Raw genomic sequence first — 25138 nt, 5'->3', positions numbered from 1 at the left:
CGCAAATTGTAATGACCGACCTCGAATTCATGGACCGTGCAGAAAAGCTGCTGCTGGCGGTGGAACAAAGCTGCGACCGTATCAACGACACCACCGACGCTGATCTGGATGGCCAGCGTACGGGGGGCATGGTGACCATCACTTTCCGCAACCGCAGCCAGATCGTGATTAACCTTCAAAAGCCGCTGCACGAGATATGGATGGCGGCGCAATCCGGCGGATATCACTTCCGCCATGACGGGACGGCGTGGATGGATACCAAGGGTGCCGGCGAATTCTTTGCAGCGCTCAGCCACAACGCCACTTTGCAAGCGGGGGAAGCGCTCCAGTTCACCGATTAGCGGCGACAGCGCGGCTCGGCCAACAAGCGAGGGGCTGCGCAAATGATTGCGCGGGCGCACAGGCCCGCCTCTTCATCAATTACGGAACAGGTCGAGGATGCGGTTGCGCTCTTCGGGTGGAGGCGGTGCTCCCGGAGCCGGCGCACCGTCGGTGGGGGTGGCGCTCTCCATACCCACACTGGCGACGCCCGCGTTGCGTGCATATTCTTCGTAGAACCATTCGCCACTCACGTTCACGACGCCAGCGGGCACGGTGGGCTCCGCCACAGGGACGCCCTTAAGCGCTTTTTCCATGAAGCTGATCCAGACGGGCAGGCTGAGTCCGCCACCGGTCTCACGGCTTCCGAGGTTGCGCGGCGTGTCGTAACCGATCCACGTCACAGCAGCCAGCGTGGGCTGGAAGCCTGCAAACCACGCATCGACTGCGTCATTGGTCGTTCCTGTCTTGCCATAGATATCGGGGCGTTTGAGCGTGGCCTGTGCACGTGCCGCCGTGCCGGAGCGCGCGACTTCCTGAAGCATGCTGTTCATGATGAACGCGTTGCGTGGCTCAATGGCGCGGGGGTTGTCTGTGACGGCGGGAGGTTGGAAATCCGACAGGATGCGTCCCTTGTGGTCCGTGACACGGGTGATGAGATAGGGGTTGATGCGGTAGCCGCCGTTGGCAAACACCGCGTAGGCCGAAGCGAGCTGCATCGGGGTGACAGAGCCTGCGCCCAGCGCCATCGTCAGATAGGGAGGATGCTTGTCGGCTTCGAATCCGAAACGGGTCACCCAGTCCTGCCCGTTCTTGGGGCCGACAGCCTGCAGGATGCGAATGGAGACGACGTTCTTGGAGCGGGCAAGCCCTGCGCGCATGGTCATGGGACCGTCGTACTTGCCATCGTAATTCTTGGGCTCCCAGGGTTGCCCGCCTGTCACGCCCGCACTGAAGAACAGGGGAGCATCGTTGATCACCGTGGCAGGTGTGAAGCCCTTTTCCAGAGCGGCGGAGTAGATGAACGGCTTGAACGCTGAACCTGGCTGGCGCCAGGCCTGGGTGACATGGTTGAACTTGTTCTTGTCGAAGTCAAAGCCGCCCACCAGGGCACGTATGGCACCGGAACGCGGATCGATGGCCACGAAGGCACCTTCCACCTCAGGAAGCTGGGTGATTTCCCAAGTCTTCTTGGGTGTTTGTACAACCCTGATGACCGCGCCCCGGCGCAGTTTGATGTTGGGCGGGGCTTTCTCGCTGAGTCCGGACTGCGCGGGCTTGAGGCCTTCGCCCGTGATCTCGATCTGTTCGCCATCGGCGCGGGCCGCCAGAATCCTCTTGGCGTTGACCTCCAGCACGACCGCGGCGAGCACATTGCCGTTATCCGGGTGGTTGGCCAGAGCGTCGTCGATGGCGTCTTCGGTCTCCTCAGACGCGGAGGGCAGGCTGACAAACCGCTCAGGCCCGCGGTAGTGCTGTCGGCGCTCGTAGTCCATGATGCCTTTGCGCAACGCGGTGTAGGCTGTCTCCTGCTCGCCGGCATTCAGCGTGGTGTACACATTCAATCCGCGCGTGTATGCCTCGGGGCCGTACTGCGCGTAGATGAGTTGACGCGCCATCTCGGCCACGTACTCCGCATGGATGCGGGTCGAATCCGTCGACGAGCGCAGCTTGAGATCTTCTCGCTTTGCAGCAGTGGCTTCCTCGGCAGTGATGAAGCCGTTTTCCAGCATGCGATCAATGATGTACAGCTGCCGGATCCTTGCGCGCTTGGGGTTGGAGATGGGGTTGTAAGCGGATGGGGCCTTCGGAAGGCCAGCAAGCATGGCTGCTTCGGCAATAGATATGGACTTCAGCGGCTTGCCAAAATAGGTTTCTGCGGCTGCTGCAAATCCATACGCGCGATTCCCCAGATAAATCTGGTTCATGTAGATTTCGAGAATCTGGTTTTTTGTTAACAGATGCTCGAGCTTAAATGTAAGTAATATTTCGTAAATTTTTCTGGTAAATGTTTTTTCGGAAGAAAGATAAACATTTCGCGCCACTTGCATGGTAATAGTGGAAGCCCCCTGGCTTTTTACGCGTCCCAGATTGGCCAGCGCAGCGCGCAACACCCCTTTGTAGTCCACGCCCCCGTGCTGGAAGAAGCGTGCGTCTTCGATCGCCAGCACTGCATTGGTCATCACAGGGGGGATGTCCTGGATGGGCGTCAAGTTACGCCGCTCCTCACCGAACTCTCCCAGCAATGCGCCTTCTGCGGAGTACACCCGCAAGGGTAGCTTAGGGCGGTAGTCCGCCAGATCGGACACATCAGGCAGATTGGGATAGGCCACCGCAAGGCCCAGTCCGATGGCGAGAGCACCGGTCAACGTTGCGGCGACGCCCAGGCCAAGGATCCACGTGAACCCCAGCAGAAGCCAGCGCACGGCGCGTGGCATTGAGGATGTGGGCGGGGAAGATGTTCTGTCGGGAGGCTGTGGCATAGGGTCTCGATACGAGGCAACCCGTCATTATAAAAATCTTAGCGTTTCGGCTTGGCTGGGGCGCTTTGCCTTGGTCAGCGCGCGAAAAATAGGGCCGACGATTCAGCGATAGCACCTAAAAATCGTCTGCTTTTGACAACGCCGCTTTTGTGTGAGAAAGGTAAAACTCTTGGCTGGTGAAGAACCTTGCTGATAGCATTCATGTGAAGTGTTAAGTTTTGTTGCGTCATATAGATAAGTAGCGGAGGGGCACCTTGATCTCAATGGGGTCGTTGTTCAGTCGTCAGTCTGCCCCATTGCTGGGTGTGGACATCAGTTCTTCCAGCGTCAAGCTGGTGGAGTTGGGGCGAGATAAGGGAGGGGCGCTGGTTCTCGAGTGCTGTGCAATCGAGCAACTGGAGCGTGGGTGGATCACGGATGGCAACATCGAAAAGTTCGATGAAGTCGCCGAGGCGTTGCGTCGCGTTGTAAAGAAGAGCGGGACCAAAACCAAGAATGTCGCCCTTGCATTGCCATCCTCTGCTGTGATCACCAAGCGCATCACGCTGCCCGGCGGGATGTCCGAGCAGGAACTGGAAGTGCAGGTGGAATCCGAAGCCAACCAGTACATTCCTTTTTCGCTGGACGAGGTGAGCCTCGACTTCTGCGTGGTGGGCCCCAGCAAGAGCGCGCCAGGCGATGTCGACGTGCTGATTGCGGCCTCTCGCAAAGAGAAGGTGCAAGATCGTCAAGGCCTCGCGGAGGCGGCCGGACTGAAGCCCGTGGTCGTCGACATTGAGTCGCATGCGGCACGCTTGGCAGCAGGGCGGCTAATTGAAGGGTTGCCCAATCGGGGCGCCGATGCGGTCGTTGCCCTCTTTGAGGTGGGGGCAATGACGACGAGCATGCAGGTCATTCGGAATGACGATGTCTTGTATGAACGCGACCAAGCTTTTGGTGGTGCGCAGTTGACCCAGTTGATCGTGCGCCAATATGGGTTTTCACAAGAAGAAGCGGAGGGCAAGAAGCGCAATGGCGACTTGCCTGAAGACTATCAATCTGCTGTCCTGCGCCCCTTCGTGGACAGTCTCGCTCAGGAAATCAGCCGCGCGCTGCAGTTCTTCTTTACGAGTACACCATACAACCGCGTGGATCACATCATGCTCGCAGGCGGATCTGCCCCTCTGCCTGGCTTGACGGAATCCGTCATTCAGAACACGGGGTTTGCGTGCAGCGTCATCAACCCCTTTGATGGCATGGAAGTGGGCGGGGGGGTTCGCCTCAAAAAGATGGTGCGCGAGGCGCCGTCCTACTTGACCTCCTGTGGGCTGGCAATGCGGAGGTTCCTGCAGTGATTCTTATCAACCTACTCCCGCATCGGGAGGCTGCTCGTAAACGCAGGCGGGAGGCGTTTCAAGCCGTCATGCTCGCTTCTGCATTGGTGGGGCTTGCCATTGCTGCGGCTATTTATTGGTGGTTTCAGATGATGATCACTGACCAGCAAGATCGCAATAATTTTCTACGAAGCGAAATCGGAGTCCTTGAGGGACAAATCAAGGAAATCGCGACTATTGAAGAAGAAATTGCAGCTCTACAAGCGCGGCAGAAAGCAGTAGAGGACTTGCAATCTGATCGAAATTTGCCTGTGCACCTCCTTAATGAATTGGTAGCGCAATTACCTGATGGTGTATATATCACCAGTTTGAAGCAAATAGACCAAACTGTAACTATGCAGGGTATGGCTCAGTCTAATGAGCGCGTCTCTGAAATGCTGCGCAATCTTGCCAGCAATACCCCATGGTTTTCGAAGCCGGAATTGGTGGAAATCGTCGCAGCAAATGTTGCCTTAACTCCAAAGGACCAGCGTCGGGTTGCCTCTTTTAATCTGCGTTTCCGGCTGGTGCGAAGCGCCGAAGCGCAGAAGGCAATGGAGGCCGCCAGTGCCGTGGCTGCGAGGAAGTAACATGGCAAAAAAGAATAAGCCAAAACTTGATTTCGCAAAGCTGCAGGGGGATCTGCAACGGCAGTTTCACAACTTAGATCCTAAAGATCCTTCTTTGTGGCCAGTGTTGCCCCGTGCATTGCTTTGTGCACTCATCGCTGCGGGCGTCGCTACCTTTCTTTGGTTCTTTAAGTTGACTGAGTATGAGCAAGAACTGACGGCCGAGCGGAATACAGAGCAGACACTTCGGGAGGATTACCAGAAAAAGCTGGTTAAGGCGGTCAGTCTGGAAGCGTTAAAAAAACAACGAGAACAGATTCAGCAATATGTGATTCAATTGGAAAAGCAACTGCCTAGCAAGGCGGAAATGTCTGCTCTGCTCTCTGATATCAACCAGGCGGGGCTTGGGCGGAGTCTGCAATTTGAATTGTTTAGGCCCGGGCAAATAGTGGTCAAGGACTATTACGCTGAGCTGCCTATTGCTATTCGCGTGGCAGGAAAGTACCACGACATGGGTGCTTTTGCCTCAGATGTGGCCAACTTATCCCGCATTGTTACCTTGAACAATCTGGCAATTACTCCTATTTCAAAGGATGTAGCCGGCAATTTGACGCTTGAGGCGACAGCAAGAACGTTCCGTTATCTGGATCCTGAGGAGATACAGGCGCAGAAGGCGGCTAAGGGGGGCAAGAAATGAAGCGGATTACTGCCCTGATTGCCTTGAGTGCTGTCTTTGCGCTGGCGGGATGCGGACCCAGCGGGGAAGAAGAGCTTCGTCAGTGGATGTCGGAGTTGCGCGCAACAACCAAGCCGCGTATTACTCCGCTGAAAGAGCCTAAGCAATTCTTCCCCCAAGATTATGTTTCGGATAGTGGTATTGATCCGTTTAAGGAAACGCTGAACAATACGGCCCGAAACCTGCATGCGTAGACACTCATGAAGCAACGCCCACCCCCGACGAAGCAGATGAGCTTTGCCAGCTACGAGTTTGCGCAGAAGAAGCGCGTCACGCGGCGCGAGAAGTTTCTGGCCGAGATGGAACAGGTTGTGCCGTGGGCGCGACTGGAAGCGCTCATCGAGCCGAAGTATCCGAGCGCGGGAAGGGTGGGCCGTCAGCCGATCGGCATTGCGCGCATGCTGCGCATGTACTTCCTGCAGCAGTGGTTTGGTCTGGCAGACGAGGCGGTGGAAGACGCGCTGTACGACAGCCAGTCCATGCGCGAGTTCGTGGGCATCGACCTGGCGCGGGAATCGGTGCCCGATGCCACGACGCTGCTGAAGTTCCGTCGCCTGCTCGAAGAGCACCAGCTGACGGCGGCGCTGTTCGAGGGCATCAATGCCCACCTGGCCGAGCGAGGCCTGCTGCTGCGGGAGGGCACGATGGTGGACGCCACCATCATCGCGGCACCGCCCTCGACCAAGAACAAGGATCACGCGCGTGATCCCGAGATGCACCAAACCAAGAAGGGCAACGAGTGGCACTTCGGGCTGAAGGCGCACATCGGGGCTGACGCGCAGTCGGGTTTGGTGCACAGCCTGCACACGACGGCAGCCAACGAGAGCGACGTTGCCCATGCGCACGAGGTGCTGCATGGACAGGAAACCAAGGTTCATCTGGATGCGGGCTACACCGGCGTTGAGAAGCGCGAAGAGGTCACACAGGCGCAAGCGCAGGGACGCATCATGGCCGACATCGAATGGGTCGTGGCGGCCAAGCGGGGCAAGATCAAGAAGATGGCCGAAGGTCCGCTGAAGGCGCTGGTTCAAGCGGTGGAGCGCACCAAGGCGCAGATCCGCGCGAGGGTTGAACATCCCTTCCACGTGGTGAAGAACCTGTTCCGTCACAAGAAGGTCCGCTACAAGGGGCTGGCCAAGAACGGGGCGCAGCTGTACAGCCTGTTCGGTCTGGCCAATTTGGTGATTGCCAAGCGAACGCTGTTGGCACCTGACACCCGAGGTGCGTCCTGAGCGCGGCCAATGGCCCCGGCAGGGGCGTGAAACCACCCCGCGAGGGTCCAAAACTGACCAGAACCGACTGACTGAATTCGCATCGTGAAAATCAGACAAGCAAACTTCGGTGGGCTCGCGCGTAGCGCGCATTGATCAGCGCTTCCTTAATTCAATGAAACTGACATTGGCTTTGCGGCGGGATTCGGCAGAATCAGCGGCTAATGCTTCACTGATTGCCCCGGAAATGGCAAGGCGGAAGGAGCCGTTGGAGGCGTATCCGCTCGATGCAATCCGGATGGTGGGAAGCATGAATAAGGCAGGTATACCTACCGCATTGATCAGTGTCGATAAGTTGCTGTATCAAGTCCGGGCGGGTAACTATCTAGGACAAAACTACGGGAAAATCGTCGGTATTACCGAGACCAATATGCGCCTGCGAGAGATTGTCCAAGATCCGACGGGCGATTGGGTAGAGCGTATGACAACACTGGATCTGCAAGAGGGGAATGAGGTGAAGAAATGATTCAAGAGAAGCTTCGTTTACACGCGTGCTGGCGTATGTTGGGAGCTGCAGTTGTGGCTGCGCTGACGGTGTCTGTGGCGCAAGCTCGCGGATCTATTGATTCCATCTCTGGTTTTTTGCAAGGTGGCGCCGAAGTTCTGCGGATTGAATTTTCTGAGCCGCAAGCAGAATTGCCCACTGGGTTCTCTATCCAAAACCCTGCGCGCATTGCACTGGACTTTCCTGGAGTGAGCAATGGGACCGGGCGCTCATCAATAGATATCAATCAGGGGAATGTCAAGTCTGCCAACATTGTGCAAGCAGGAGCGCGGGCGCGTGTAGTCTTGAATCTCAAGCAGCCCACTTCTTACCGCGCAGAGTTGCAAGGCAAGACAGTCCTGGTGCTGTTGGATGCTGCGTCCTCGGCTGCAAAGATGCCTCCTCCTCAGGTGACGACATTCGCAGAAAGTCAAAATATTGACAATTTGCCGCTGAAGGATCTTGATTTTCGACGTGGAACAGATGGGGCCGGTCGTATTGTTGTTGGGTTGCCTAACAATCAGGTGGGCGTCGATTTGCAGCAGCAGGGTAAGGGGCTGATTGTTGATTTCCTGCGTTCATCGTTGCCCGAAGGCCTGCGCCGCAAACTGGACGTTTCTGACTTCGGTACGCCCGTGCAAACCATTACTGCATCACAACAGGGTGAGCGTGTGCGTCTGACAATTGACCCTGTTGGTGAATGGGAGCATAGCGCTTATCAAAGTGATAATCAGTTTGTAGTCGAGGTGCGGCCGAAGAAGGTTGATTTGACTAAATTGACGCAAGGTCCTGCATACTCTGGAGAGAAACTCTCCCTGAATTTTCAAAATATTGAAGTTCGTTCGTTGTTGCAAGTGATTGCGGACTTTACTAATTTCAATATTGTCACATCGGACACTGTTACCGGTGCTTTGACCCTGCGGCTGAAGGATGTTCCCTGGGATCAGGCTCTCCAGATCATCATGGACGCCAAGGGGCTTGGTATGCGCAAGTCTGGCACGGTACTGTGGATCGCGCCCAAAGATGAAATAGACGAGCGCACGAAGAAGGATTACGAAGCCGCTTTAGCGATTCAGAAACTGGAGCCTTTGCGAACCCAGGCTTTCCAATTGAATTATGCAAAAGCCGCCGACATGGTCACCCAGCTGACCATGAGCAGTCAGGGTGGATCGTCCACGAGCGGTTACTCCAATCGATTCCTGTCGGATCGCGGGAGTGCAATCTCGGAGCCGCGCACCAATCAGCTATTTGTTACGGATACTTCGGCCAAACTTGAAGAAGTTCGCCAGTTGTTGGCGACGCTTGATGTACCGGTGCGGCAGGTGATGATCGAGGCGCGTATCGTGGAAGCGCGGGATACGTTTGGCCGTTCCTTGGGGGTGCGACTCGGCGGAGGATCGCGCACAGGCGGAAGTGCAGTTGGCGGTACCTATGATAATGTGGCCGGCCCCACCGGGGGGAGCGGCATGTCGCCGTTCGTTAGCCTGCCTGCGTCTTTATCAGGGGTCTCCACTGTCGGATCATTTGCATTGTCGATCTTCAATTCCAACGCCAGTCGGTTCCTCTCTCTGGAGTTGTCTGCCATGGAAGCGGATGGGCAGGGCAAGATCGTTTCCAGTCCTCGCTTAATTACGGCTGATCAGACCAAGGCGCTCATCGAACAGGGCACGGAATACCCCTATTCGATTACCGCTCCGAACGGTGCGACAACCATCGCCTTCAAGAAAGCCGTATTGAAACTGGAAGTGACGCCTCAGATCACCCCTGAGGGCAACATCATTCTTGATCTGGACGTCAACAAGGACAGTCGAGGAGAGAGCACCACGCAGGGGGTGGCCATCGATACTAAGCACATCAAGACCCAAGTGTTGATCGAGAACGGCGGCACTGTCGTGATCGGGGGTATTTTTGAGATGGAAGAAACCAACCAAGAGAACAAATACCTGTCTTGGGTGACGTTCCCGTGGTCGGGAATCTATTCAAAAATAGAACGAAGGAGTCCACCAAGCGGGAGATGCTGGTGTTTATTACTCCCAAGGTCATCACAGATCGCGGGCCGGTACGCTGAGGCACGTGTTCAGTTAGTTCGACAGGGGGTGGTTCACTCCCTGTTTTTATTGGGTAGATGGAGTGGCGTGTATGGCGAAGATGGCTACGGTACAGATCGAACTAGGGGATCGGGGCTACGCCATCTATATCGGCAACGGTCTGCTGGAGAATGCAGGCACCTACAAGGGCTTGCCCGCAGCGTACGCCGCGCTCATTGTCAGCAATACCTCGGTTGCACCGTTGTATGCACAGAGATTGCGGAATGCCTTGCGGATGCAATATGCGCAGCTGCACGAAGTCGTCTTGCCAGATGGCGAGTCACACAAGGATTGGCATACGCTGAATCTGATCTTTGACGGTTTGCTGCAGCACGGCTGCGACCGTAGAACTGTTTTATTCGCCTTGGGCGGCGGCGTCATCGGCGACATGACCGGTTTCGCCTCGGCGTGCTATATGCGCGGCGTGCCCTTCGTGCAGGTGCCCACCACATTGCTGGCGCAAGTGGATTCGTCGGTGGGCGGCAAGACTGCCATCAACCATCCGCTGGGTAAGAACATGATCGGCGCGTTCTATCAGCCTCAGTTGGTGGTATGTGATCTGGACACGTTGGACACTTTACCGGCGCGCGAGTTGGCGGCGGGCCTGGCCGAGGTGATCAAGTACGGGCCGATCGCAGACATGGAGTTGTTTGCCTGGCTCGAGGCCCACATGGACGCGCTCGTCGCGCGGGAGCGCGGCGCGCTGGCCCACGTGGTCAAGCGCAGCTGCGAGATCAAGGCGGCGGTGGTAGGCGCGGATGAACGCGAAGCCGGGCTGCGTGCCATTTTGAATTTCGGCCATACCTTTGGCCATGCCATCGAGGCGGGCATGGGCTACGGCGTGTGGCTGCATGGCGAAGGGGTTGCCGCAGGCATGGTGATGGCTGCGCATCTATCGCAGCGGCTGGGTTTGGTGGATGGCTCTTTCGTTGAACGCCTCACGCGCCTGATCGAGCGGGCCGGTCTGCCCACACGGGGACCGGTGCTTGACGCGCAGGACAATGCGGGGCGCTATCTGGAACTCATGCGCGTGGACAAGAAGGCAGAAGGCGGTGAGATCCGCTTCGTGCTGATCGACGGACCCGGCAAAGCCATCATGCGCGCCGCGCCGGATGCGCTGGTGCGCGAAGTCATCGACCAGTGCTGTGCGTCCTAATGTTTACTATAAAAATAGTAGCTGATTGCGCTTGTCTGATGGGCGTTATGGGGCTGTTTGGTGCTTGAGACGCATTTGGCGTCGTATGCCTGTCATTCGGCGTGCACCCAGGGCAGGCGCCATCCCGAGGCGCCGGCGCCTACGCGTACGGAATACCAGCGGGACCGCGACCGCATCGTGCATTCCACCGCGTTCCGGCGGCTGGTCTACAAGACTCAGGTATTCCTCAACCATGAGGGCGATCTGTTCCGTACGCGGCTCACGCATTCGCTGGAGGTTGCGCAGTTGGGGCGTTCCATCGCGCGGTCGCTGAGGCTGAACGAGGACCTTGTCGAGGCCATTTGCCTGGCGCATGACCTGGGACATACGCCCTTCGGCCATGCAGGGCAGGACGCGCTCAACGAGTGCATGGCGGACCATGGAGGCTTCGAGCACAACCTGCAGAGCCTGCGTGTGGTGGACACGCTGGAAGACCGCTACCCCGCCTACGATGGCATCAACCTGACCTACGAGACGCGCGAGGGCATCCTCAAGCACTGCTCGCGGCGCAACGCCGAGCAATTGGAGGCGCGCGAACCCGGCGGTGTGGGGCGGCGTTTCCTCCTCGGCCAGCAGCCGAGCCTGGAGGCGCAGCTGTGCAACCTGGCCGATGAGATTGCCTACAACGCCCACGATATCGATGATGGTGTGCGCTCGGGCCTGATTACGCTGGAGCAGTTGCGCGACGTACCGCTGTTCGACCGCTACCGCGCGCAAGCGCAGAACGACTACCCGCATCTCGCGCAGTCCGAAGGGCGGCGCCGTTTACTGAGCGAGGCCATCCGTCGCATGCTCAGCGAGCAGGTGTACGACGTGATCGATGCCACGCGCGCAGCGCTGGCAGAGCATGCGCCCGCTGACGTGGAAGCGGTGCGCCGGCTGCCGGCCCTGGTCGGCTTCTCGCAGGCCATGCGCGCGCAGTCGCAGGTACTCAAGCGGTTCCTGTTCCAGTCGCTGTACCGCCATCCCCAGGTCATGCAGACCACGGACCGTGCCCGCCAGGTGGTGCGCGACCTGTTCGCCATTTACCAGGCGGACCCGCGGCAAATGCCACCTGCGCAGGCCGGCTGGGCGTTGGATGGCGACGATGCACGCCGTGCGCGCACGGTGGCGGATTTCATCGCAGGCATGACCGACCGGTTCGCCGCCCGAGAGCACGAACGCTTGACCGGTCAGCGCTTGCTGGCCTGACGCGCCAGCCCCGGTCCGCCTGTGCGGCAGGGCAGAGACATACAATGCGAGCCCTCTTCAGACCACGCCTGCCATGACCACTAGCCCTATGCCCGACCAGCCCCGCCAGGATGCAGCCGCCTGCGATGACAACGTGGTTGTGGCGGACATGGTGCGCTGGCTCGAGCGTGCCGTCATCGGACTCAACCTGTGCCCGTTCGCCAAAAGCGTGCATGTGAAGGACCAGATCCACTACGTGGTGAGCCATGCCACGGATGCGCGTGAACTGTTGCAAGACCTGGCTGCCGAGCTGGAGGCGCTGGCCGAAGCCTCTCCCGAAAAGCGGGACACCACGCTGCTCATCGCGCCGCTGGCCATGCCGGACTTTCTGGATTTCAACGATTTCCTGGAGTTGGCCGACGAGCTCGTCGAATCCATGGACCTGGCGGGCATCCTGCAGGTTGCGTCGTTTCACCCGCACTTTCAGTTCGAGGGCACCCTCGCTGACGATGTGACCAACTGCACCAACCGCGCGCCTTATCCCACGCTGCATTTGTTGCGCGAGGAAAGCATCGACCGCGCGGTGGAAGTGTTTCCCGAGGCGCAAGAGATCTTCGAGCGCAACATGGAATTGCTGGAGCGCCTGGGCGCGGCCGGGTGGGCCGATCTGGACGTGGGGCCCCACTGGCCGGTGGGCGCGCCTGCAAAGGGTGCTCCGCAAGTATGAGCCGCTCTACCACCACCGGGCAGCCGCACCGCAGTGCGCGTGCCAAGTCGGGCACGCAGCAGACGGGCGCCGCCGACGCTGCGGTGCTGGCCGAACTGCGGCCAGGCCAATCCGTGGAGTTGCTCAAGGAACTGCACATCCTCACGCGCGAGGGACGGCTCAACCAGGACTCGCGCCGCAAGCTCAAGCAGGTCTATCACCTCTACCAGTTCATCGAGCCACTGCTCGCCGAGCTGTCCGCCGATGGCCACGCGCCACTGCTGGCCGACCATGGCGCGGGCAAGTCCTATCTGGGTTTCATTCTCTACGACCTGTTCTTCAAGCAGCTCGGCCGTGGCGAGATTTACGGTATCGAGTGGCGCGCGGAATTGGTGCAGCGTTCACGTGAATTGGCGCGGCGCTTGGGGTTCGCACGCATGCACTTCCTGGACATGGCGGTGGCGGATGCCGCGGGCGCGGCAGAGCTGCCCGAGCGCTTTGACATCGTGACTGCGCTGCATGCCTGCGACACGGCGACTGATGATGCGATTGCCTTCGGCCTGCGCAAGCAGGCGCGTGCCATGGTGCTGGTGCCTTGTTGCCAAGCCGAGGTGGCGGCCTGCCTGCGCGGCACCAAGGCGCTGAGCCTGTCGCGCACGCCGCTGGCCGAGTTGTGGCGCCACCCGATCCACACGCGCGAGATGGGCAGCCAGATCACCAATGTGTTGCGGTGCCTGCATCTGGAAGCCAGCGGCTACCAGGTCACGGTGACGGAGTTGGTGGGCTGGGAGCACAGCATGAAGAACGAACTGATCCTGGCGCGCTACACCGGCCAGAAGAAGCGCAGCGCGCGCGAGCGGCTGGCGGCCATACTCGAAGAGTTCGGGTTGGCGCAGGCCCTGGGGTCGCGCTTCGGTCTGGATGACGCCGGGTCGGTGGCGGCATGAGCCATTTAAGCCTCGAGCGCCCGCCAATGAAGCGCTAGAAGCTATAAATTTAAGAGCAATTGAACGGTCCCAAGACGGTTTCATGGCCCGCCTTCCCCGCCTCGCCCTCGCTGGCTACCCGCACCACATCATCCAGCGCGGCAACAACCGCCAGCCGATCTTCCTGGATGCCGCGGACCGGGAGCTCATGTGGTCGTTGCTGGTCGAGCATGCGCGGCAGCAGCAGGTGGCGGTGCACGCCTATGTGCTCATGGACAACCATTTCCACCTGCTGGCCACGCCGCAGGAGGGCAAATCGCTGCCTCTGATGATGCAAGCCGTGGGGCGCAGCTATGTGCGGCGCTTCAACCAGCGCCATGGGCGTTCGGGCACGCTATGGGAAGGGCGCTACCGCAGCGCCGTATTGCAGGCGGAGCGCTATCTGCTGCCCTGCATGGCATATCTGGACCTCAACCCCGTGCGCGCGGGCCTGTGCGCCGCGGCGGCTGACTTCCGGTGGTCCAGCCACGGCCACTACATCGGCCTGCGCAGTGACCGTCTCATCACGCCGCATGCCCTCTACTGGGCCTTGGGCAACACCCCCTTTGCCCGCGACGCGGCCTATGCCGCACTCGTGCAGGCGGGAATTTCCGCCAGCGAACAGGCGGCACTGACGCAGTCGGGCCTGAATGGCTGGGCCCTGGGGGATGACGGATTTGTGCAGACTCTGCAACAGCTGACCCCCCGTCGGCTCACCCGAGCACGCGCGGGGCGTCCCGCTTCCGTGGTTCCACCCAAACCGTAACTGGCCTGCACTTCCTTTGTAATGACTGGGTTTTCTGCTCCTGAAATTGATATGTCCCTAATAAAAATGCACCAATAAAGTGCGCCGACTTTTTGGTATCTGACCCCAATTAAAATGCTTGCGCCGCCATGTTGCGTTGCACTACGCTTGCGTTCCCTGCGAATCTTTGAGGAAGCGCGCCATGACCAAGGCTGCCGAAATCCAGCATCTGCAACAGCACGGCCTGTATGCATCCAGCAATGAACACGACGCCTGTGGCCTGGGCTTCGTGGCCCATATCAAGGGCGTGAAGCGGCACGACATCGTGACCGGCGCGCTCAAAATTCTGGAGAACCTGGACCACCGCGGCGCCGTGGGGGCCGACAAGCTCATGGGCGACGGCGCGGGCATCCTGATCCAGATTCCCGACCAGCTCTACCGCGAGGAAATGGCGCGTCAGGGCGTGGAGTTGCCCCCCGCCGGTGAATACGGCGTGGGCATGATCTTCCTGCCCAAAGAGCACGCCAGCCGCCTGGCCTGCGAGCAAGAGATGGAGCGCGCCATCAAGGCCGAGGGCCAGGTGCTGCTGGGCTGGCGCGACGTGCCGGTGAATCTGGACATGCCGATGTCGCCTACCGTGCGCGAGAAGGAGCCCATCCTGCGCCAGGTGTTCATCGGCCGCGGCTCCGACGTGATCGTGCAGGACGCGCTGGAGCGCAAGCTCTACGTGATCCGCAAGACGGCCAGCGCCGCCATCCAGGGCCTGAAGCTCAAGCACAGCAAAGAATATTACGTGCCCAGCATGAGCAGCCGCACCGTGGTCTACAAGGGCCTGCTGCTGGCCGATCAGGTGGGCGTGTACTACAAGGACCTGGCCGACGAGCGCTGCGTCTCGGCCATCGGCCTGGTACACCAGCGCTTTTCCACCAACACCTTCCCCGAGTGGCCGCTGGCCCACCCCTATCGCTACGTCGCGCACAACGGCGAGATCAACACCGTGCGCGGCAACTACAACTGGATGCTGGCGCGCGAAGGCGTGATGGCCTCGCCCGTGCTGGGCGAAGACCTGAAGAAGCTGTACCCCATCAGCTTTGCCGGCCAGTCCGACACCGCCACCTTCGACAACTGCCTGGAACTGCTGACCATGGCCGGCTACCCCATCAGCCAGGCCGTGATGATGATGATCCCCGAACCGTGGGAGCAGCACGAGTCCATGGACGAGCGCCGCCGCGCGTTCTATGAGTACCACGCCGCGATGATCGAGCCGTGGGACGGCCCGGCCTCCATCGTGTTCACCGATGGCCGCCAGATCGGCGCCACGCTGGACCGCAACGGCCTGCGCCCCTCGCGCTACGTGGTGACCGACGACGATCTGGTGATCCTGGCCTCCGAAGCCGGCGTGCTGCCCGTGCCGGACGGCAAGATCGTGCGCAAATGGCGCCTTCAGCCGGGCAAGATGTTGCTGATCGACCTGGAGCAGGGCCGCCTGATCGAAGACGACGAGCTCAAGGCCAACATCGTCAACACCAAGCCCTACAAGCAGTGGATCGAGAACCTGCGCATCAAGCTCGATGACGTGAAGGTGGGCGAATCGGCCGTGCAGCCGGCCGCGTCCGCGCTGCCGCTGCTGGACCGCCAGCAGGCCTTCGGCTTCACGCAGGAGGACATCAAGTTCCTGCTCGCCCCCATGGCAAAGAACGGCGAGGAGGGCGTGGGCTCCATGGGCAACGACAGCCCGCTGGCCGTGCTCTCGGACAAGAACAAGCCGCTGTACAACTACTTCCGCCAGATGTTCGCGCAGGTGACCAACCCGCCGATCGATCCGATCCGCGAGGCCATCGTGATGAGCCTGGTGTCCTTCGTAGGCCCCAAGCCCAACCTGCTGGACATCAACCAGGTGAACCCGCCGATGCGCCTGGAGCTGCACCAGCCCATCCTCGACTTCGAGGGCATGGCCAAGCTGCGCCAGATCGAGCAGCACACGCACGGCAAGTTCAAGAGCGCCACCATCGACATCACCTACCCGCTGGCCTGGGGCAAGCAGGGCGTGGAGGCCAAGCTGGCCTCGCTGTGCGCGCAGGCCGTCGATGAGATCAAGGGCGGCGCCAACATCCTCATCATCAGCGACCGCAACCTGAGCGCTACGCAGGTGGCGATCCCTGCGCTGCTGGCGCTGTCGGCCATCCACCAGCACTTGGTGCGCGAGGGCCTGCGCACCACGGCCGGCCTGGTGGTGGAGACCGGCACGGCGCGCGAAGTGCACCACTTCGCGGTGCTCGCCGGCTACGGCGCCGAGGCGGTGCACCCCTACCTGGCGCTGGAGACGCTGGTGGACATGCACCAGGAGCTCAGCGGCGATCTGTCTGCCGACAAGGCCATCTACAACTACGTCAAGGCGGTGGGGAAAGGTCTGTCCAAGATCATGTCCAAGATGGGCGTGTCCACCTACATGAGCTACTGCGGCGCGCAGCTGTTCGAAGCCGTGGGCCTGAACAGCGACACGGTGCAGAAGTACTTCACGGGTACGGCCAGCCGCGTGGAAGGCATCGGCGTGTTCGAGATCGCCGAGGAAGCCATCCGCACCCACCTGGCCGCGTTCAGCGACGACCCGGTGCTGGAGACCATGCTGGACGCCGGCGGCGAATATGCCTGGCGTGCGCGCGGCGAGGAGCACATGTGGACGCCCGACGCCATCGCCAAGCTGCAGCACTCCACGCGTGCGAACAACTTCAGCACGTACAAGGAATACGCGCAGATCATCAATGACCAGGCCAAGCGCCACATGACGCTGCGCGGCCTGTTCGAGTTCAAGTTCGATCCGGCCAAGGCGATCCCGGTGGAAGAGGTCGAACCCGCCAAGGACATCGTCAAGCGCTTCGCCACCGGTGCCATGTCGCTGGGCTCCATCTCCACCGAGGCGCATGCCACGCTGGCCGTTGCCATGAACCGCATTGGCGGCAAGAGCAACACTGGCGAGGGCGGCGAGGACCCCAAGCGCTACCGCAACGAGCTCAAGGGCATTCCGATCCAGCAGGGCGAGACGCTGTCGTCCATCATCGGCAGCGACAAGGTGCAGGCCGACATCCCTCTGCTGGATGGCGACTCGCTGCGCTCCAAGATCAAGCAGGTGGCATCGGGCCGCTTCGGCGTGACGGCGGAGTACCTGGCCTCGTCCGACCAGATCCAGATCAAGATGGCCCAGGGCGCCAAGCCCGGCGAGGGCGGCCAGCTGCCGGGCGGCAAGGTGTCCGACTACATCGGCGCGCTGCGCCACAGCGTGCCGGGCGTGGGCCTCATCAGCCCGCCGCCGCACCACGACATCTACTCCATCGAAGACCTGGCGCAGCTCATCCACGACCTGAAGAACGTGGCGCCGCATGCCGACATCTCGGTCAAGCTGGTGTCCGAAGTCGGTGTGGGCACCATTGCGGCCGGCGTGGCCAAGTGCAAGAGCGACCACGTGGTGATCGCCGGGCACGACGGCGGCACGGGCGCATCGCCCTGGTCGTCCATCAAGCACGCGGGCAGCCCTTGGGAGATCGGCCTGGCCGAAACCCAGCAGACCCTGGTGCTCAACCGCCTGCGCGGCCGCATTCGCGTGCAGGCCGACGGCCAGATGAAGACCGGCCGCGACGTGGTCATCGGTGCGCTGCTGGGCGCCGACGAGTTCGGCTTCGCCACCGCGCCGCTGGTGGTCGAGGGCTGCATCATGATGCGCAAGTGCCACCTGAACACCTGCCCGGTGGGCGTGGCCACGCAGGACCCGCTGCTGCGCGCCAAGTTCTCGGGCAAGCCCGAGCACGTGGTGAACTACTTCTTCTTCATCGCCGAAGAAGTGCGCCAGATCATGGCCCAGCTGGGTGTGCGCAGCTTCAACGAGCTGATCGGCCGCACCGACCTGCTGGACACCCGCAAGGGCATCGAACACTGGAAGGCCCAGGGTCTGGATTTCTCGCGCCTGTTCGCGCAGCCGCTCGTCGGCCCGGAAGTGGCGCGCTACCACGTCGAGTCGCAGGACCATGCGCTGGAGAAGTCGCTGGACGTGAAGCTCATCGAGCGCTGCAAGCCCGCCATCGAGCGCGGCGAGAGCGTGCGCATCATGGAGGTGGCCAAGAACGTCAACCGCTCGGTGGGCGCCATGCTGTCGGGCGCGGTGACCAAGGTGCATCCCGAAGGGCTGCCGGACGACACCGTGCGTATCCACTTCGAGGGCACGGGCGGCCAGTCCTTCGGCGCGTTCCTGTGCAAGGGTGTCACGCTAAACCTGACGGGCGAGGCCAACGACTACACGGGCAAGGGCCTGTCGGGCGGCCGCGTGATCGTGCGCCCCAGCCATGAGTTCCGCGGCGAGGCCGTGGGCAACACCATCGTCGGCAACACCGTGATGTTCGGCGCCACCAGCGGCGAGGCGTTCTTCGCCGGCGTGGCGGGCGAGCGCTTCGCGGTGCGCCTGTCGGGCGCCACGGCGGTGGTCGAGGGCGTGGGCGACCACGGCTGCGAGTACATGACCGGCGGCACCGTGGTGGTGCTGGGCAAGACGGGCCGCAACTTCGCGGCGGGCATGAGCGGCGGCATTGCCTACGTCTACGACGAGGACGGCAAGTTCGACTCGCGTTGCAACCTCTCCATGGTGACGCTGGAGCGCATCCTGCCGGGCGAGGAGCAGGCGGTCCACATGGGCCGCGGCATCTGGCACCGCGACCAGACGGACGAGGCCCTGCTCAAGAAGCTGCTGGAGGACCACAGCCGCTGGACGGGTAGCAAGCGCGCCCGCGAGATCCTGGACAACTGGGCCGCGTCGCGCAGCAAATTCGTCAAGGTCTTCCCGACCGAGTACAAGCGTGCCCTGTCGGAAATCTATGAAAGAAAAGTGCTGGAAGAGCAGGCTACACCTGCGGTAGCAGCTCCTAAAACAGAAGCGGTAGCCGCCAAGTAACTCGCGCGGGCGGGGCCTGGGGCCCCGCTGCGGCAGCATGCACAAAGACAGGACACCACGATCATGGGCAAGACCACAGGTTTCATGGAATACGAGCGCATCGAGGAGGGCTACAAGCCCGTTGGCGAGCGCCTCAAGCACTACAAGGAATTCGTCATCGGCCTTGATGACGCCCAGGCCAAGCTGCAGGGCGCCCGCTGCATGGATTGCGGCACGCCGTTCTGCAACAACGGCTGCCCGGTGAACAACATCATCCCGGACTTCAACGACCTCGTTTACCACCAGGACTGGAAGAGCGCGATCGCGGTGCTGCACAGCACCAACAACTTCCCCGAGTTCACCGGCCGCATCTGCCCCGCACCCTGCGAGGCCGCCTGCACGCTGAACATCAATGACGACGCGGTGGGCATCAAGAGCATCGAGCACGCCATCATCGACCGCGCCTGGGAGCACGGCTGGGTGCAGCCGCAGCCGGCTGCCCGCAAGACGGGCAAGAAAGTGGCCGTGGTGGGCGCCGGCCCGGCGGGCCTGGCGGCCGCGCAGCAACTGGCGCGCGCCGGGCATGACGTCACGCTGTTCGAGAAGAACGACCGCGTGGGCGGCCTGCTGCGCTACGGCATCCCCGACTTCAAGCTGGACAAGGCGCACATCGACCGCCGCGTGGAGCAACTGGTGGCCGAGGGCGTGACGATCCGTACCGGCGTCTTCATCGGCGCGGCCAAGGACGGGTTGGGCAAAGGCAGCAAGGTCACCAACTGGTCCAAGGAAACCATCACGCCCGAGCAGCTGCGCAAGGACTTCGACGCCGTGCTGCTGACGGGTGGCGCCGAGCAGTCGCGCGACCTGCCCGTGCCGGGGCGCGAACTGGACGGCATTTACTTCGCGATGGAGTTCCTGCCGCAGCAGAACAAGGTCAACGCGGGCGACAAGCTCAAGGGCCAGATCCGCGCGGACGGCAAGCACGTCATCGTCATCGGCGGCGGTGACACGGGCAGCGACTGTGTGGGCACCAGCAACCGCCATGGTGCGGCCAGCGTCACGCAGTTCGAGCTGATGCCCATGCCGCCAAGCCAAGAGAACAAGCCCCTGGTGTGGCCCTACTGGCCGTACAAGCTGCGCACCAGCTCCAGCCACGAGGAGGGCTGCGAGCGCGCGTTCGCCATCGCCACCAAGGAGTTCATCGGCGACGGCAAGAAGGTCACGGGCCTCAAGACCGTGCAGGTGGAGTTCAAGGATGGCAAGTTCATCGAGGTCCCCGGCACCGAAAAAGAATACCAGGCCGACCTGGTGCTGCTGGCCATGGGTTTCGTGAGCCCGGTGGCTGCCGTGCTGGACGCCTTCGGAGTGGACAAGGATGCGCGGGGCAATGCCCAGGCCACGACGGACTTCACCGGCGGCTATGCGACCAGCGCGCCCAAGGTGTTCGCCGCCGGCGACATGCGCCGCGGCCAGTCGCTGGTGGTCTGGGCCATCCGCGAAGGCCGCCAGGCCGCGCGTGCGGTGGATGAATTCCTGATGGGGGAAAGCAGTCTGCCGCGCTGAGGCGGGAATCCCTCGCCATTGGGCAATTACAGAAGGCGGTCGCAGCCGCAGTCTGCTTACCCGTCTACCCGCACAACGGCGCCCTGGGCGCCGTTGTGCTTATTTTTTGATAGCTTCTCGCGCTTGCTGGACGGGCGCTGCGGCAGTTATTGGCATCAAATCCCCCGTTCCAGCGCTGCGAGTGGGCGCAGTCTCCGCATCGGTGGGACAATTCAGGGTTTGCCCGGTCATGGGCTTGCTGCGCGACCTTCCTGGTCGAGCGGCGTGCCCGGGCCGGTTGTTCGTTCCGACTGTTCTTTTCAAGAATCGCTACACCATGAAGAAGTTTGCCGCCGTTGCCCTGCTGACCCTGGGCGCCGTGCTGGTGGGTTGCTCCAAGCAGGAACCCGCCGCCCCCGCAGCCGCGCCTGCACCCGCCCCGGCCGCCGTCACGAAGATCGTCGTGGGCCTGGACGATAACTTCCCGCCCATGGGCTTCCGCGACGAGAAGAACGAGCTGGTGGGCTTTGACATCGACATGGCCAAGGAAGCCGCCAAGCGCCTGGGCGTGGAGGTGGAGTTCAAGCCCATCGACTGGAGCGCCAAGGAAGCCGAGCTGTCCGGCAAGCGCGTGGATGCGCTGTGGAACGGCCTGACCATCACCGAGGAGCGCAAGCAGAACATCCTGTTCACCGCGCCCTACATGGAGAACCACCAGATCATCGTGGTGCCCGCTGGCTCCGCCATCAAGGCCAAGGCCGATCTGGCCGGCAAGGTCGTCGGCGCGCAGGAAGGCTCCAGCGCCGTGGATGCCATCAAGAAGGAAGAGGCTGTCTTCAAGTCGTTCAAGGAACTCAAGACCTTCGGCGACAACGTGACCGCCCTGATGGACCTGACCACCGGCCGCCTGGAAGCCGTGGTGGTGGACGAAGTGGTGGGCCGCTACTACGTGGCCAAGAAGCCTGACCAGTACGCCGTGCTGGACGATAACTTTGGCACCGAAGAGTACGGCGTGGGCGTGCGCAAGGACGACACTGAACTGCATGGCAAGCTGGACAAGGCGCTGGCCGACATGAAGCAGGACGGCAGCGCCGCCAAGATTGCCGAGCAGTGGTTCGGCAAGAACATCATCAAGTAAGCAAGACCCTTCGCGCTTCTTCTCCCGCAAGGGGCGCGACCCCGGCACCGGCCGCCTTGGAACAGGGCGGCCGGTGTTGTTTCGTCGAGGCCCCGAGCCGCGACAATGCCGGGAACGCGGCGCCGCAGCTGTGCTGGCGCCGCACGCTGAGGCTCCGTATGGACTACGTTCTTTCCCTTCTGGGGCCGCTGGCGCAAGGCGCCGCGGTCACCCTGAAGCTGTTTGCGATCACGCTGGTACTGGCCGTGCCCCTGGGGCTGGTGCTGGCCCTGGCGCGCGTGTCGCGCTTTGCGCCCCTGTCGGCGGCGGTCAATGGCTACATCTGGCTCATGCGCGGCACGCCGCTCATGCTGCAGATGCTGTTCATCTACTTCGCGCTGCCCTTCGTGCCGGTGATCGGCGTGCGCCTGCCGGACTTCCCCGCCGCCGTGGCGGCCTTCGCGCTGAACTACGCGGCCTATTTCGCCGAGATCTTCCGCGCCGGCATCCAGTCGGTGGACCGTGGCCAGTACGAAGCCGCCAAGGTGCTGGGCATGAGCTACGGCCAGACCATGCGCCGCATCGTGCTGCCGCAGATGGTGCGCAGCATCCTGCCGCCCATGAGCAATGAGACCATCACCCTGGTCAAGGACACGTCCCTCATCTACGTGCTGGCCCTGAACGACCTGCTGCGCGCCGCGCGCGGCATCGTGCAGCGCGACTTCACGACCACGCCCTTCATCGTCGCCGCCGCCTTCTATCTCGTCATGACCCTGGTGCTCACCTGGGGCTTCCAGCGCCTGGAGAAACGCTATGCCAAGTTTGACCAGTGACGCCACGCAGATGATCGAGGCGCGCGACGTGCGCAAGGCCTTCGGCCATGTGCAGGTGTTGCGCGGCGTGTCGCTGTCGGTGCACCGCGGTGAGGTGGTGGCGGTGATCGGCCCCTCGGGCTCCGGCAAGAGCACCTTTCTGCGCTGCCTGAACCACCTGGAAACCATCGACAGCGGCCACATCGCCATCGAAGGCGAAACCCTGGCCACGACCGACGCGCAGGGGCGCTGCGCCTACGTGTCCGATGCCGAGGTGCGCCGCATCGGCGCCAAGACCGGCATGGTGTTCCAGCATTTCAACCTGTTCCCACACCTCACGGTGCTGGAGAACCTGATCGAGGCGCCCATGGTGGTGCAGGGCCTGGCGCGCGACGCGGCCATCGCCCGCGCCGAGGCCCTGCTGGACAAGGTGGGCTTGGCGCAGAAGCGGGACAACTATCCCTCGCGCCTGTCGGGCGGCCAGAAGCAACGCGTGGCGATCGCGCGTGCGCTGTGCATGGAGCCCGACATCATGCTGTTCGACGAGCCCACCTCGGCGCTGGACCCCGAACTCACGGGCGAGGTGCTGCGCACCATGCGCGAGCTGGCCGAGGAGCGCATGACCATGCTGGTCGTCACGCACGAGATGGGTTTTGCGCGCGAGGTGGCGAATACCGTGGCCTTCATGGACCAGGGCGAACTCATCGCGGCGCGTCCGGCCGGGGAGTTCTTTGCCGATCCCGGGCATGAGCGGGCGCGGGCGTTCCTGCAGCACATGCTTTGAAGGTCTAGCGCCGAATTGGGCTCTAGCGGCGATGGAATAAGCGCTGGGAGCTATGTTTTTGATAGCTAATGGGATTCTGTGTCGCTGGCGGGGACGTCCTCGGCCAGCGACATCCAACCCTGCGCAGGGGCTTAAAAAAGATAGCTGCCAGCGCTCGCCCAGCAAGCGCTAGGCGGCGATTGGGCTAGACATTACGCGGCAGCGGACACCACCACCTCCGGCAACTCCGCCGGGTCCCGCACCTCTTCCAGCACATCCCCGCTGTGCAGCGGCAGCGCAGGCCGATCCAGCAGCGCACGCACGAAGTTCGGCTGCGCCAGCAGCGCATGGTGCACGGCCCCGTTGTACAGCTGCAGATCGCCCAGGCCGCGCGCGGCGATGCGTGCGTCCACCTCGTCGGCGCTGAGCCGGGCGGGGTCGGTGCTGTCCGATGCCATGCCCATGCACCACAACGTGCCGTACAGCGGCACGTACTGCAGATAGGGGCGGAAGATGGGAAACACCGCGCGCACCGAGGCGGCGATGCGCCCCAGGCTCTCGGGCAGGTGCACGGGCGAGCCCAGGTGCAGCGAAAGCACGCCGCCCGGGTTCAGCGCGTGGCGGCAGGCGGCGTAGAACTCCACGGTGTACAGCTCCACGGCAGGGCCGAAGGGGTCGGTCAGGTCCAGGACGATCTGGTCGAAGCGCTCCTCGGTCCGGCCGATGAAGGCGCGCGCGTCGCCCAGGCGCACCTCCAGGCGCGGGTCGTCAAAGGCGCCACGGTGGATCTGGCCCAGCCAATCGCGGGCCATGGTAATCACCTCGCCATCCAGCTCGGCCAGCACCACCTGCTCGATACCGGGCAGCTTCAGCAGCTCCTCGGCGGCGCCGCCGTCCCCCCCGCCCACGACCAGCGCACGGCGCACGCCGGGGTGGGCGATGGCCGGCAGATGCACCATCGGCTCGTGGTAGAAGAATTCGTCGCGCTCGCTGGTCATGAAGCAGCCGTCGATGCGCATCACGCGGCCGAACTGCGGGTTGTCGAAGACCTCGATGTGCTGCCAGGCCGACTGGCGTTCGGCCAGCAGGCGGCGGTCGCTGAGGTAAAAGCCGAAGTCGGCGTTCAGGCGCTCGGCCACGTAGCGCGTGGCCTGTGCGGTGAGGGCGCCGCTCATCAGGCGCGGTCGACGCGGTGCAGGTGCGGATCGGCCGGGTTGAAGGCGGCCTGCAGGTCGTCGAAGAGCTTCTGCGCCTTGGGGCGGTTGTTCTCGGTGTAGTTGCACACGTACACGTCCAGCGTGACGTAGCCCGCCTCGGGCCAGGTGTGGATGGACAGGTGCGACTCGGCCAACACCACCACGCCGGTGACGCCGCCGCCTTCGCCAAAGCTGTGGAACAGGCTGCCCACGGTGGTCAGCCCGGCGGCGGCCACGCGCTCCTTGCAGAACGATTCCAGGTGCGCGGCGTCCAACATCAGGCGGCTGTCGCAGAGACAGCCATACAGGTCGCCGATCAGGTGCAGGCCCGTGGCCTGGCGCTGGGGGACAGGAGCCGGGATGGGGACGACGGACTGGAGATTCTTCATTGATCTGGAGCCTTTTCTCTTTCTGCGGGGGTGGCAGGAAACGGCGCCGCGGTCGGACGCCGTCCGCCGGGTACCGACCAGCACGCTGCCGGGAGGCAGACGCGCAACGGAAGAAAAGGGAATGTCGCAGGCACATTGCCGCGCCTTCGTTCCGTTGTGCGTCGATGACGCCCATGCAGCAACGCTGACAAGCAATCCGCCCGGAGGGTCGGGCGGGACATTTCTTAAGAACCGGCGAGTATAGCCAAACGTCATATGCAAACCACAGGTTTTAATGAGAGGCGCAGCCGAGCAGAGGGGTTTCCCCTATGATGCCGGGTTCG

Annotated in this window: 19 protein-coding genes and 2 pseudogenes; 18 read left to right on the top strand and 3 right to left on the bottom strand. The window is 62.1% G+C overall.

Annotated features, from left to right (window positions below):
• The first annotated feature begins 11 nt into the window (after window positions 1-11).
• Window positions 12-341: an iron donor protein CyaY gene (gene cyaY / locus BA022_RS11515; RefSeq protein ID WP_012655694.1), complete on the top strand. Its 330-nt coding sequence runs from the start codon at window positions 12-14 to the stop codon at window positions 339-341.
• A 75-nt stretch (window positions 342-416) separates the two neighbouring features.
• Here the strand turns inward: cyaY and BA022_RS11510 are convergent, their stop codons facing one another.
• Window positions 417-2756: a penicillin-binding protein 1A gene (locus BA022_RS11510; RefSeq protein WP_418236085.1), complete on the bottom strand. Its 2340-nt coding sequence runs from the start codon at window positions 2754-2756 to the stop codon at window positions 417-419.
• Between the two features lie 308 nt (window positions 2757-3064).
• On the opposite strand from BA022_RS11510, the gene BA022_RS11505 reads away from it, so the two are divergent.
• The 17 genes and pseudogenes from BA022_RS11505 (at window position 3065) to BA022_RS11425 (ending at window position 23251) form a co-directional block, all read left to right on the top strand.
• The gene (locus BA022_RS11505; protein WP_088887567.1) at window positions 3065-4135 is read left to right on the top strand and encodes a pilus assembly protein PilM; all 1071 of its coding nucleotides are present in this window, start codon (window positions 3065-3067) and stop codon (window positions 4133-4135) included.
• Entirely contained in the window at window positions 4132-4743 is a 612-nt protein-coding gene (locus tag BA022_RS11500; protein WP_088887566.1) for a PilN domain-containing protein, read from the top strand. The genes BA022_RS11505 and BA022_RS11500 overlap by 4 nt, the downstream gene beginning before the upstream one ends.
• 1 nt (window position 4744) lies before the next feature.
• Window positions 4745-5419, top strand: coding sequence for a type IV pilus inner membrane component PilO (locus tag BA022_RS11495; protein ID WP_088887565.1), 675 nt, complete (start codon window positions 4745-4747; stop codon window positions 5417-5419).
• Window positions 5416-5652 (top strand): pilus assembly protein PilP, encoded by a 237-nt coding sequence (locus BA022_RS11490; protein WP_228403573.1) that lies wholly within the window; start codon window positions 5416-5418, stop codon window positions 5650-5652. The genes BA022_RS11495 and BA022_RS11490 overlap by 4 nt, the downstream gene beginning before the upstream one ends.
• A gap of 6 nt (window positions 5653-5658) precedes the next feature.
• A complete protein-coding gene (locus BA022_RS11485) occupies window positions 5659-6690 on the top strand; it encodes an IS5 family transposase (RefSeq protein WP_088887271.1) in 1032 nt (343 codons plus the stop codon).
• Between the two features lie 148 nt (window positions 6691-6838).
• A pseudogene (locus BA022_RS11480) lies at window positions 6839-7195 on the top strand (pilus assembly protein PilP); the annotation flags it as partial.
• Window positions 7192-9281, top strand: a pseudogene (gene pilQ, locus BA022_RS11475) (type IV pilus secretin PilQ). The pseudogenes BA022_RS11480 and pilQ, both read left to right, overlap by 4 nt.
• A gap of 71 nt (window positions 9282-9352) precedes the next feature.
• On the top strand, window positions 9353-10456 hold the full coding sequence (aroB, locus tag BA022_RS11470; RefSeq protein WP_088887564.1) for a 3-dehydroquinate synthase: 1104 nt from the start codon (window positions 9353-9355) through the stop codon (window positions 10454-10456).
• Window positions 10457-10513: 57 nt separating this feature from the next.
• Entirely contained in the window at window positions 10514-11686 is a 1173-nt protein-coding gene (locus tag BA022_RS11465) for a deoxyguanosinetriphosphate triphosphohydrolase (protein WP_370633096.1), read from the top strand.
• 73 nt (window positions 11687-11759) lie between these two features.
• Complete coding sequence (locus BA022_RS11460) at window positions 11760-12392, top strand: DUF1415 domain-containing protein (protein WP_088887563.1); 633 nt, start codon at window positions 11760-11762, stop codon at window positions 12390-12392.
• Window positions 12389-13318, top strand: a complete 930-nt coding sequence (locus BA022_RS11455; protein ID WP_228403571.1) for a class I SAM-dependent methyltransferase — start codon at window positions 12389-12391, stop codon at window positions 13316-13318. Before BA022_RS11460 ends, BA022_RS11455 begins: the two co-directional genes overlap by 4 nt.
• 82 nt (window positions 13319-13400) lie before the next feature.
• Complete coding sequence (locus BA022_RS11450; protein WP_088887562.1) at window positions 13401-14102, top strand: transposase; 702 nt, start codon at window positions 13401-13403, stop codon at window positions 14100-14102.
• A 181-nt stretch (window positions 14103-14283) separates the two neighbouring features.
• Window positions 14284-19017: a glutamate synthase-related protein gene (locus BA022_RS11445; RefSeq protein ID WP_088887561.1), complete on the top strand. Its 4734-nt coding sequence runs from the start codon at window positions 14284-14286 to the stop codon at window positions 19015-19017.
• Window positions 19018-19080: 63 nt separating this feature from the next.
• Window positions 19081-20559 (top strand): glutamate synthase subunit beta, encoded by a 1479-nt coding sequence (locus BA022_RS11440; protein WP_088887560.1) that lies wholly within the window; start codon window positions 19081-19083, stop codon window positions 20557-20559.
• Between the two features lie 316 nt (window positions 20560-20875).
• Window positions 20876-21676, top strand: coding sequence for an amino acid ABC transporter substrate-binding protein (locus BA022_RS11435; RefSeq protein WP_041835888.1), 801 nt, complete (start codon window positions 20876-20878; stop codon window positions 21674-21676).
• Between the two features lie 158 nt (window positions 21677-21834).
• Window positions 21835-22488 carry an amino acid ABC transporter permease gene (locus tag BA022_RS11430; RefSeq protein ID WP_012655708.1) on the top strand — a complete coding sequence of 218 codons (654 nt, stop codon included), beginning with the start codon at window positions 21835-21837 and terminating at the stop codon, window positions 22486-22488.
• Window positions 22469-23251, top strand: a complete 783-nt coding sequence (locus BA022_RS11425; protein WP_011804195.1) for an amino acid ABC transporter ATP-binding protein — start codon at window positions 22469-22471, stop codon at window positions 23249-23251. Before BA022_RS11430 ends, BA022_RS11425 begins: the two co-directional genes overlap by 20 nt.
• A gap of 191 nt (window positions 23252-23442) precedes the next feature.
• Here the strand turns inward: BA022_RS11425 and speE are convergent, their stop codons facing one another.
• Together speE and speD are read right to left on the bottom strand one after the other, a co-directional pair.
• On the bottom strand, window positions 23443-24405 hold the full coding sequence (gene speE, locus BA022_RS11420) for a polyamine aminopropyltransferase (protein ID WP_088887559.1): 963 nt from the start codon (window positions 24403-24405) through the stop codon (window positions 23443-23445).
• The gene (gene speD / locus BA022_RS11415; protein WP_011804197.1) at window positions 24405-24815 is read right to left on the bottom strand and encodes an adenosylmethionine decarboxylase; all 411 of its coding nucleotides are present in this window, start codon (window positions 24813-24815) and stop codon (window positions 24405-24407) included. The genes speE and speD overlap by 1 nt, the downstream gene beginning before the upstream one ends.
• Window positions 24816-25138 lie beyond the last annotated feature (323 nt).

Origin of the sequence: Diaphorobacter nitroreducens (genome assembly GCF_002214645.1) — a bacterium.
Classification (GTDB): Bacteria; Pseudomonadota; Gammaproteobacteria; order Burkholderiales; family Burkholderiaceae_C; genus Diaphorobacter; species Diaphorobacter nitroreducens.
Note: the sequence above shows the minus strand (reverse complement) of the source record. Positions and strands in the feature narration are given on the sequence as shown.

Bases quoted from the DNA above. Each gene is read 5' to 3' on its own strand.
- BA022_RS11440 (WP_088887560.1), top strand. From the start codon at position 19,081: ATGGGCAAGACCACAGGTTTCATGGAATACGAGCGCATCGAGGAGGGC.
- BA022_RS11445 (WP_088887561.1), top strand. From the start codon at position 14,284: ATGACCAAGGCTGCCGAAATCCAGCATCTGCAACAGCACGGCCTGTAT.
- BA022_RS11460 (WP_088887563.1), top strand. From the start codon at position 11,760: ATGACCACTAGCCCTATGCCCGACCAGCCCCGCCAGGATGCAGCCGCC.
- BA022_RS11495 (WP_088887565.1), top strand. From the start codon at position 4,745: ATGGCAAAAAAGAATAAGCCAAAACTTGATTTCGCAAAGCTGCAGGGG.
- BA022_RS11505 (WP_088887567.1), top strand. From the start codon at position 3,065: ATGGGGTCGTTGTTCAGTCGTCAGTCTGCCCCATTGCTGGGTGTGGAC.
- BA022_RS11435 (WP_041835888.1), top strand. From the start codon at position 20,876: ATGAAGAAGTTTGCCGCCGTTGCCCTGCTGACCCTGGGCGCCGTGCTG.
- cyaY (WP_012655694.1), top strand. From the start codon at position 12: ATGACCGACCTCGAATTCATGGACCGTGCAGAAAAGCTGCTGCTGGCG.
- BA022_RS11510 (WP_418236085.1), bottom strand. From the start codon at position 2,756: ATGCCACGCGCCGTGCGCTGGCTTCTGCTGGGGTTCACGTGGATCCTT.
- BA022_RS11455 (WP_228403571.1), top strand. From the start codon at position 12,389: ATGAGCCGCTCTACCACCACCGGGCAGCCGCACCGCAGTGCGCGTGCC.
- aroB (WP_088887564.1), top strand. From the start codon at position 9,353: ATGGCGAAGATGGCTACGGTACAGATCGAACTAGGGGATCGGGGCTAC.
- speE (WP_088887559.1), bottom strand. From the start codon at position 24,405: ATGAGCGGCGCCCTCACCGCACAGGCCACGCGCTACGTGGCCGAGCGC.
- BA022_RS11430 (WP_012655708.1), top strand. From the start codon at position 21,835: ATGGACTACGTTCTTTCCCTTCTGGGGCCGCTGGCGCAAGGCGCCGCG.
- BA022_RS11490 (WP_228403573.1), top strand. From the start codon at position 5,416: ATGAAGCGGATTACTGCCCTGATTGCCTTGAGTGCTGTCTTTGCGCTG.
- speD (WP_011804197.1), bottom strand. From the start codon at position 24,815: ATGAAGAATCTCCAGTCCGTCGTCCCCATCCCGGCTCCTGTCCCCCAG.
- BA022_RS11450 (WP_088887562.1), top strand. From the start codon at position 13,401: ATGGCCCGCCTTCCCCGCCTCGCCCTCGCTGGCTACCCGCACCACATC.
- BA022_RS11485 (WP_088887271.1), top strand. From the start codon at position 5,659: ATGAAGCAACGCCCACCCCCGACGAAGCAGATGAGCTTTGCCAGCTAC.
- BA022_RS11425 (WP_011804195.1), top strand. From the start codon at position 22,469: ATGCCAAGTTTGACCAGTGACGCCACGCAGATGATCGAGGCGCGCGAC.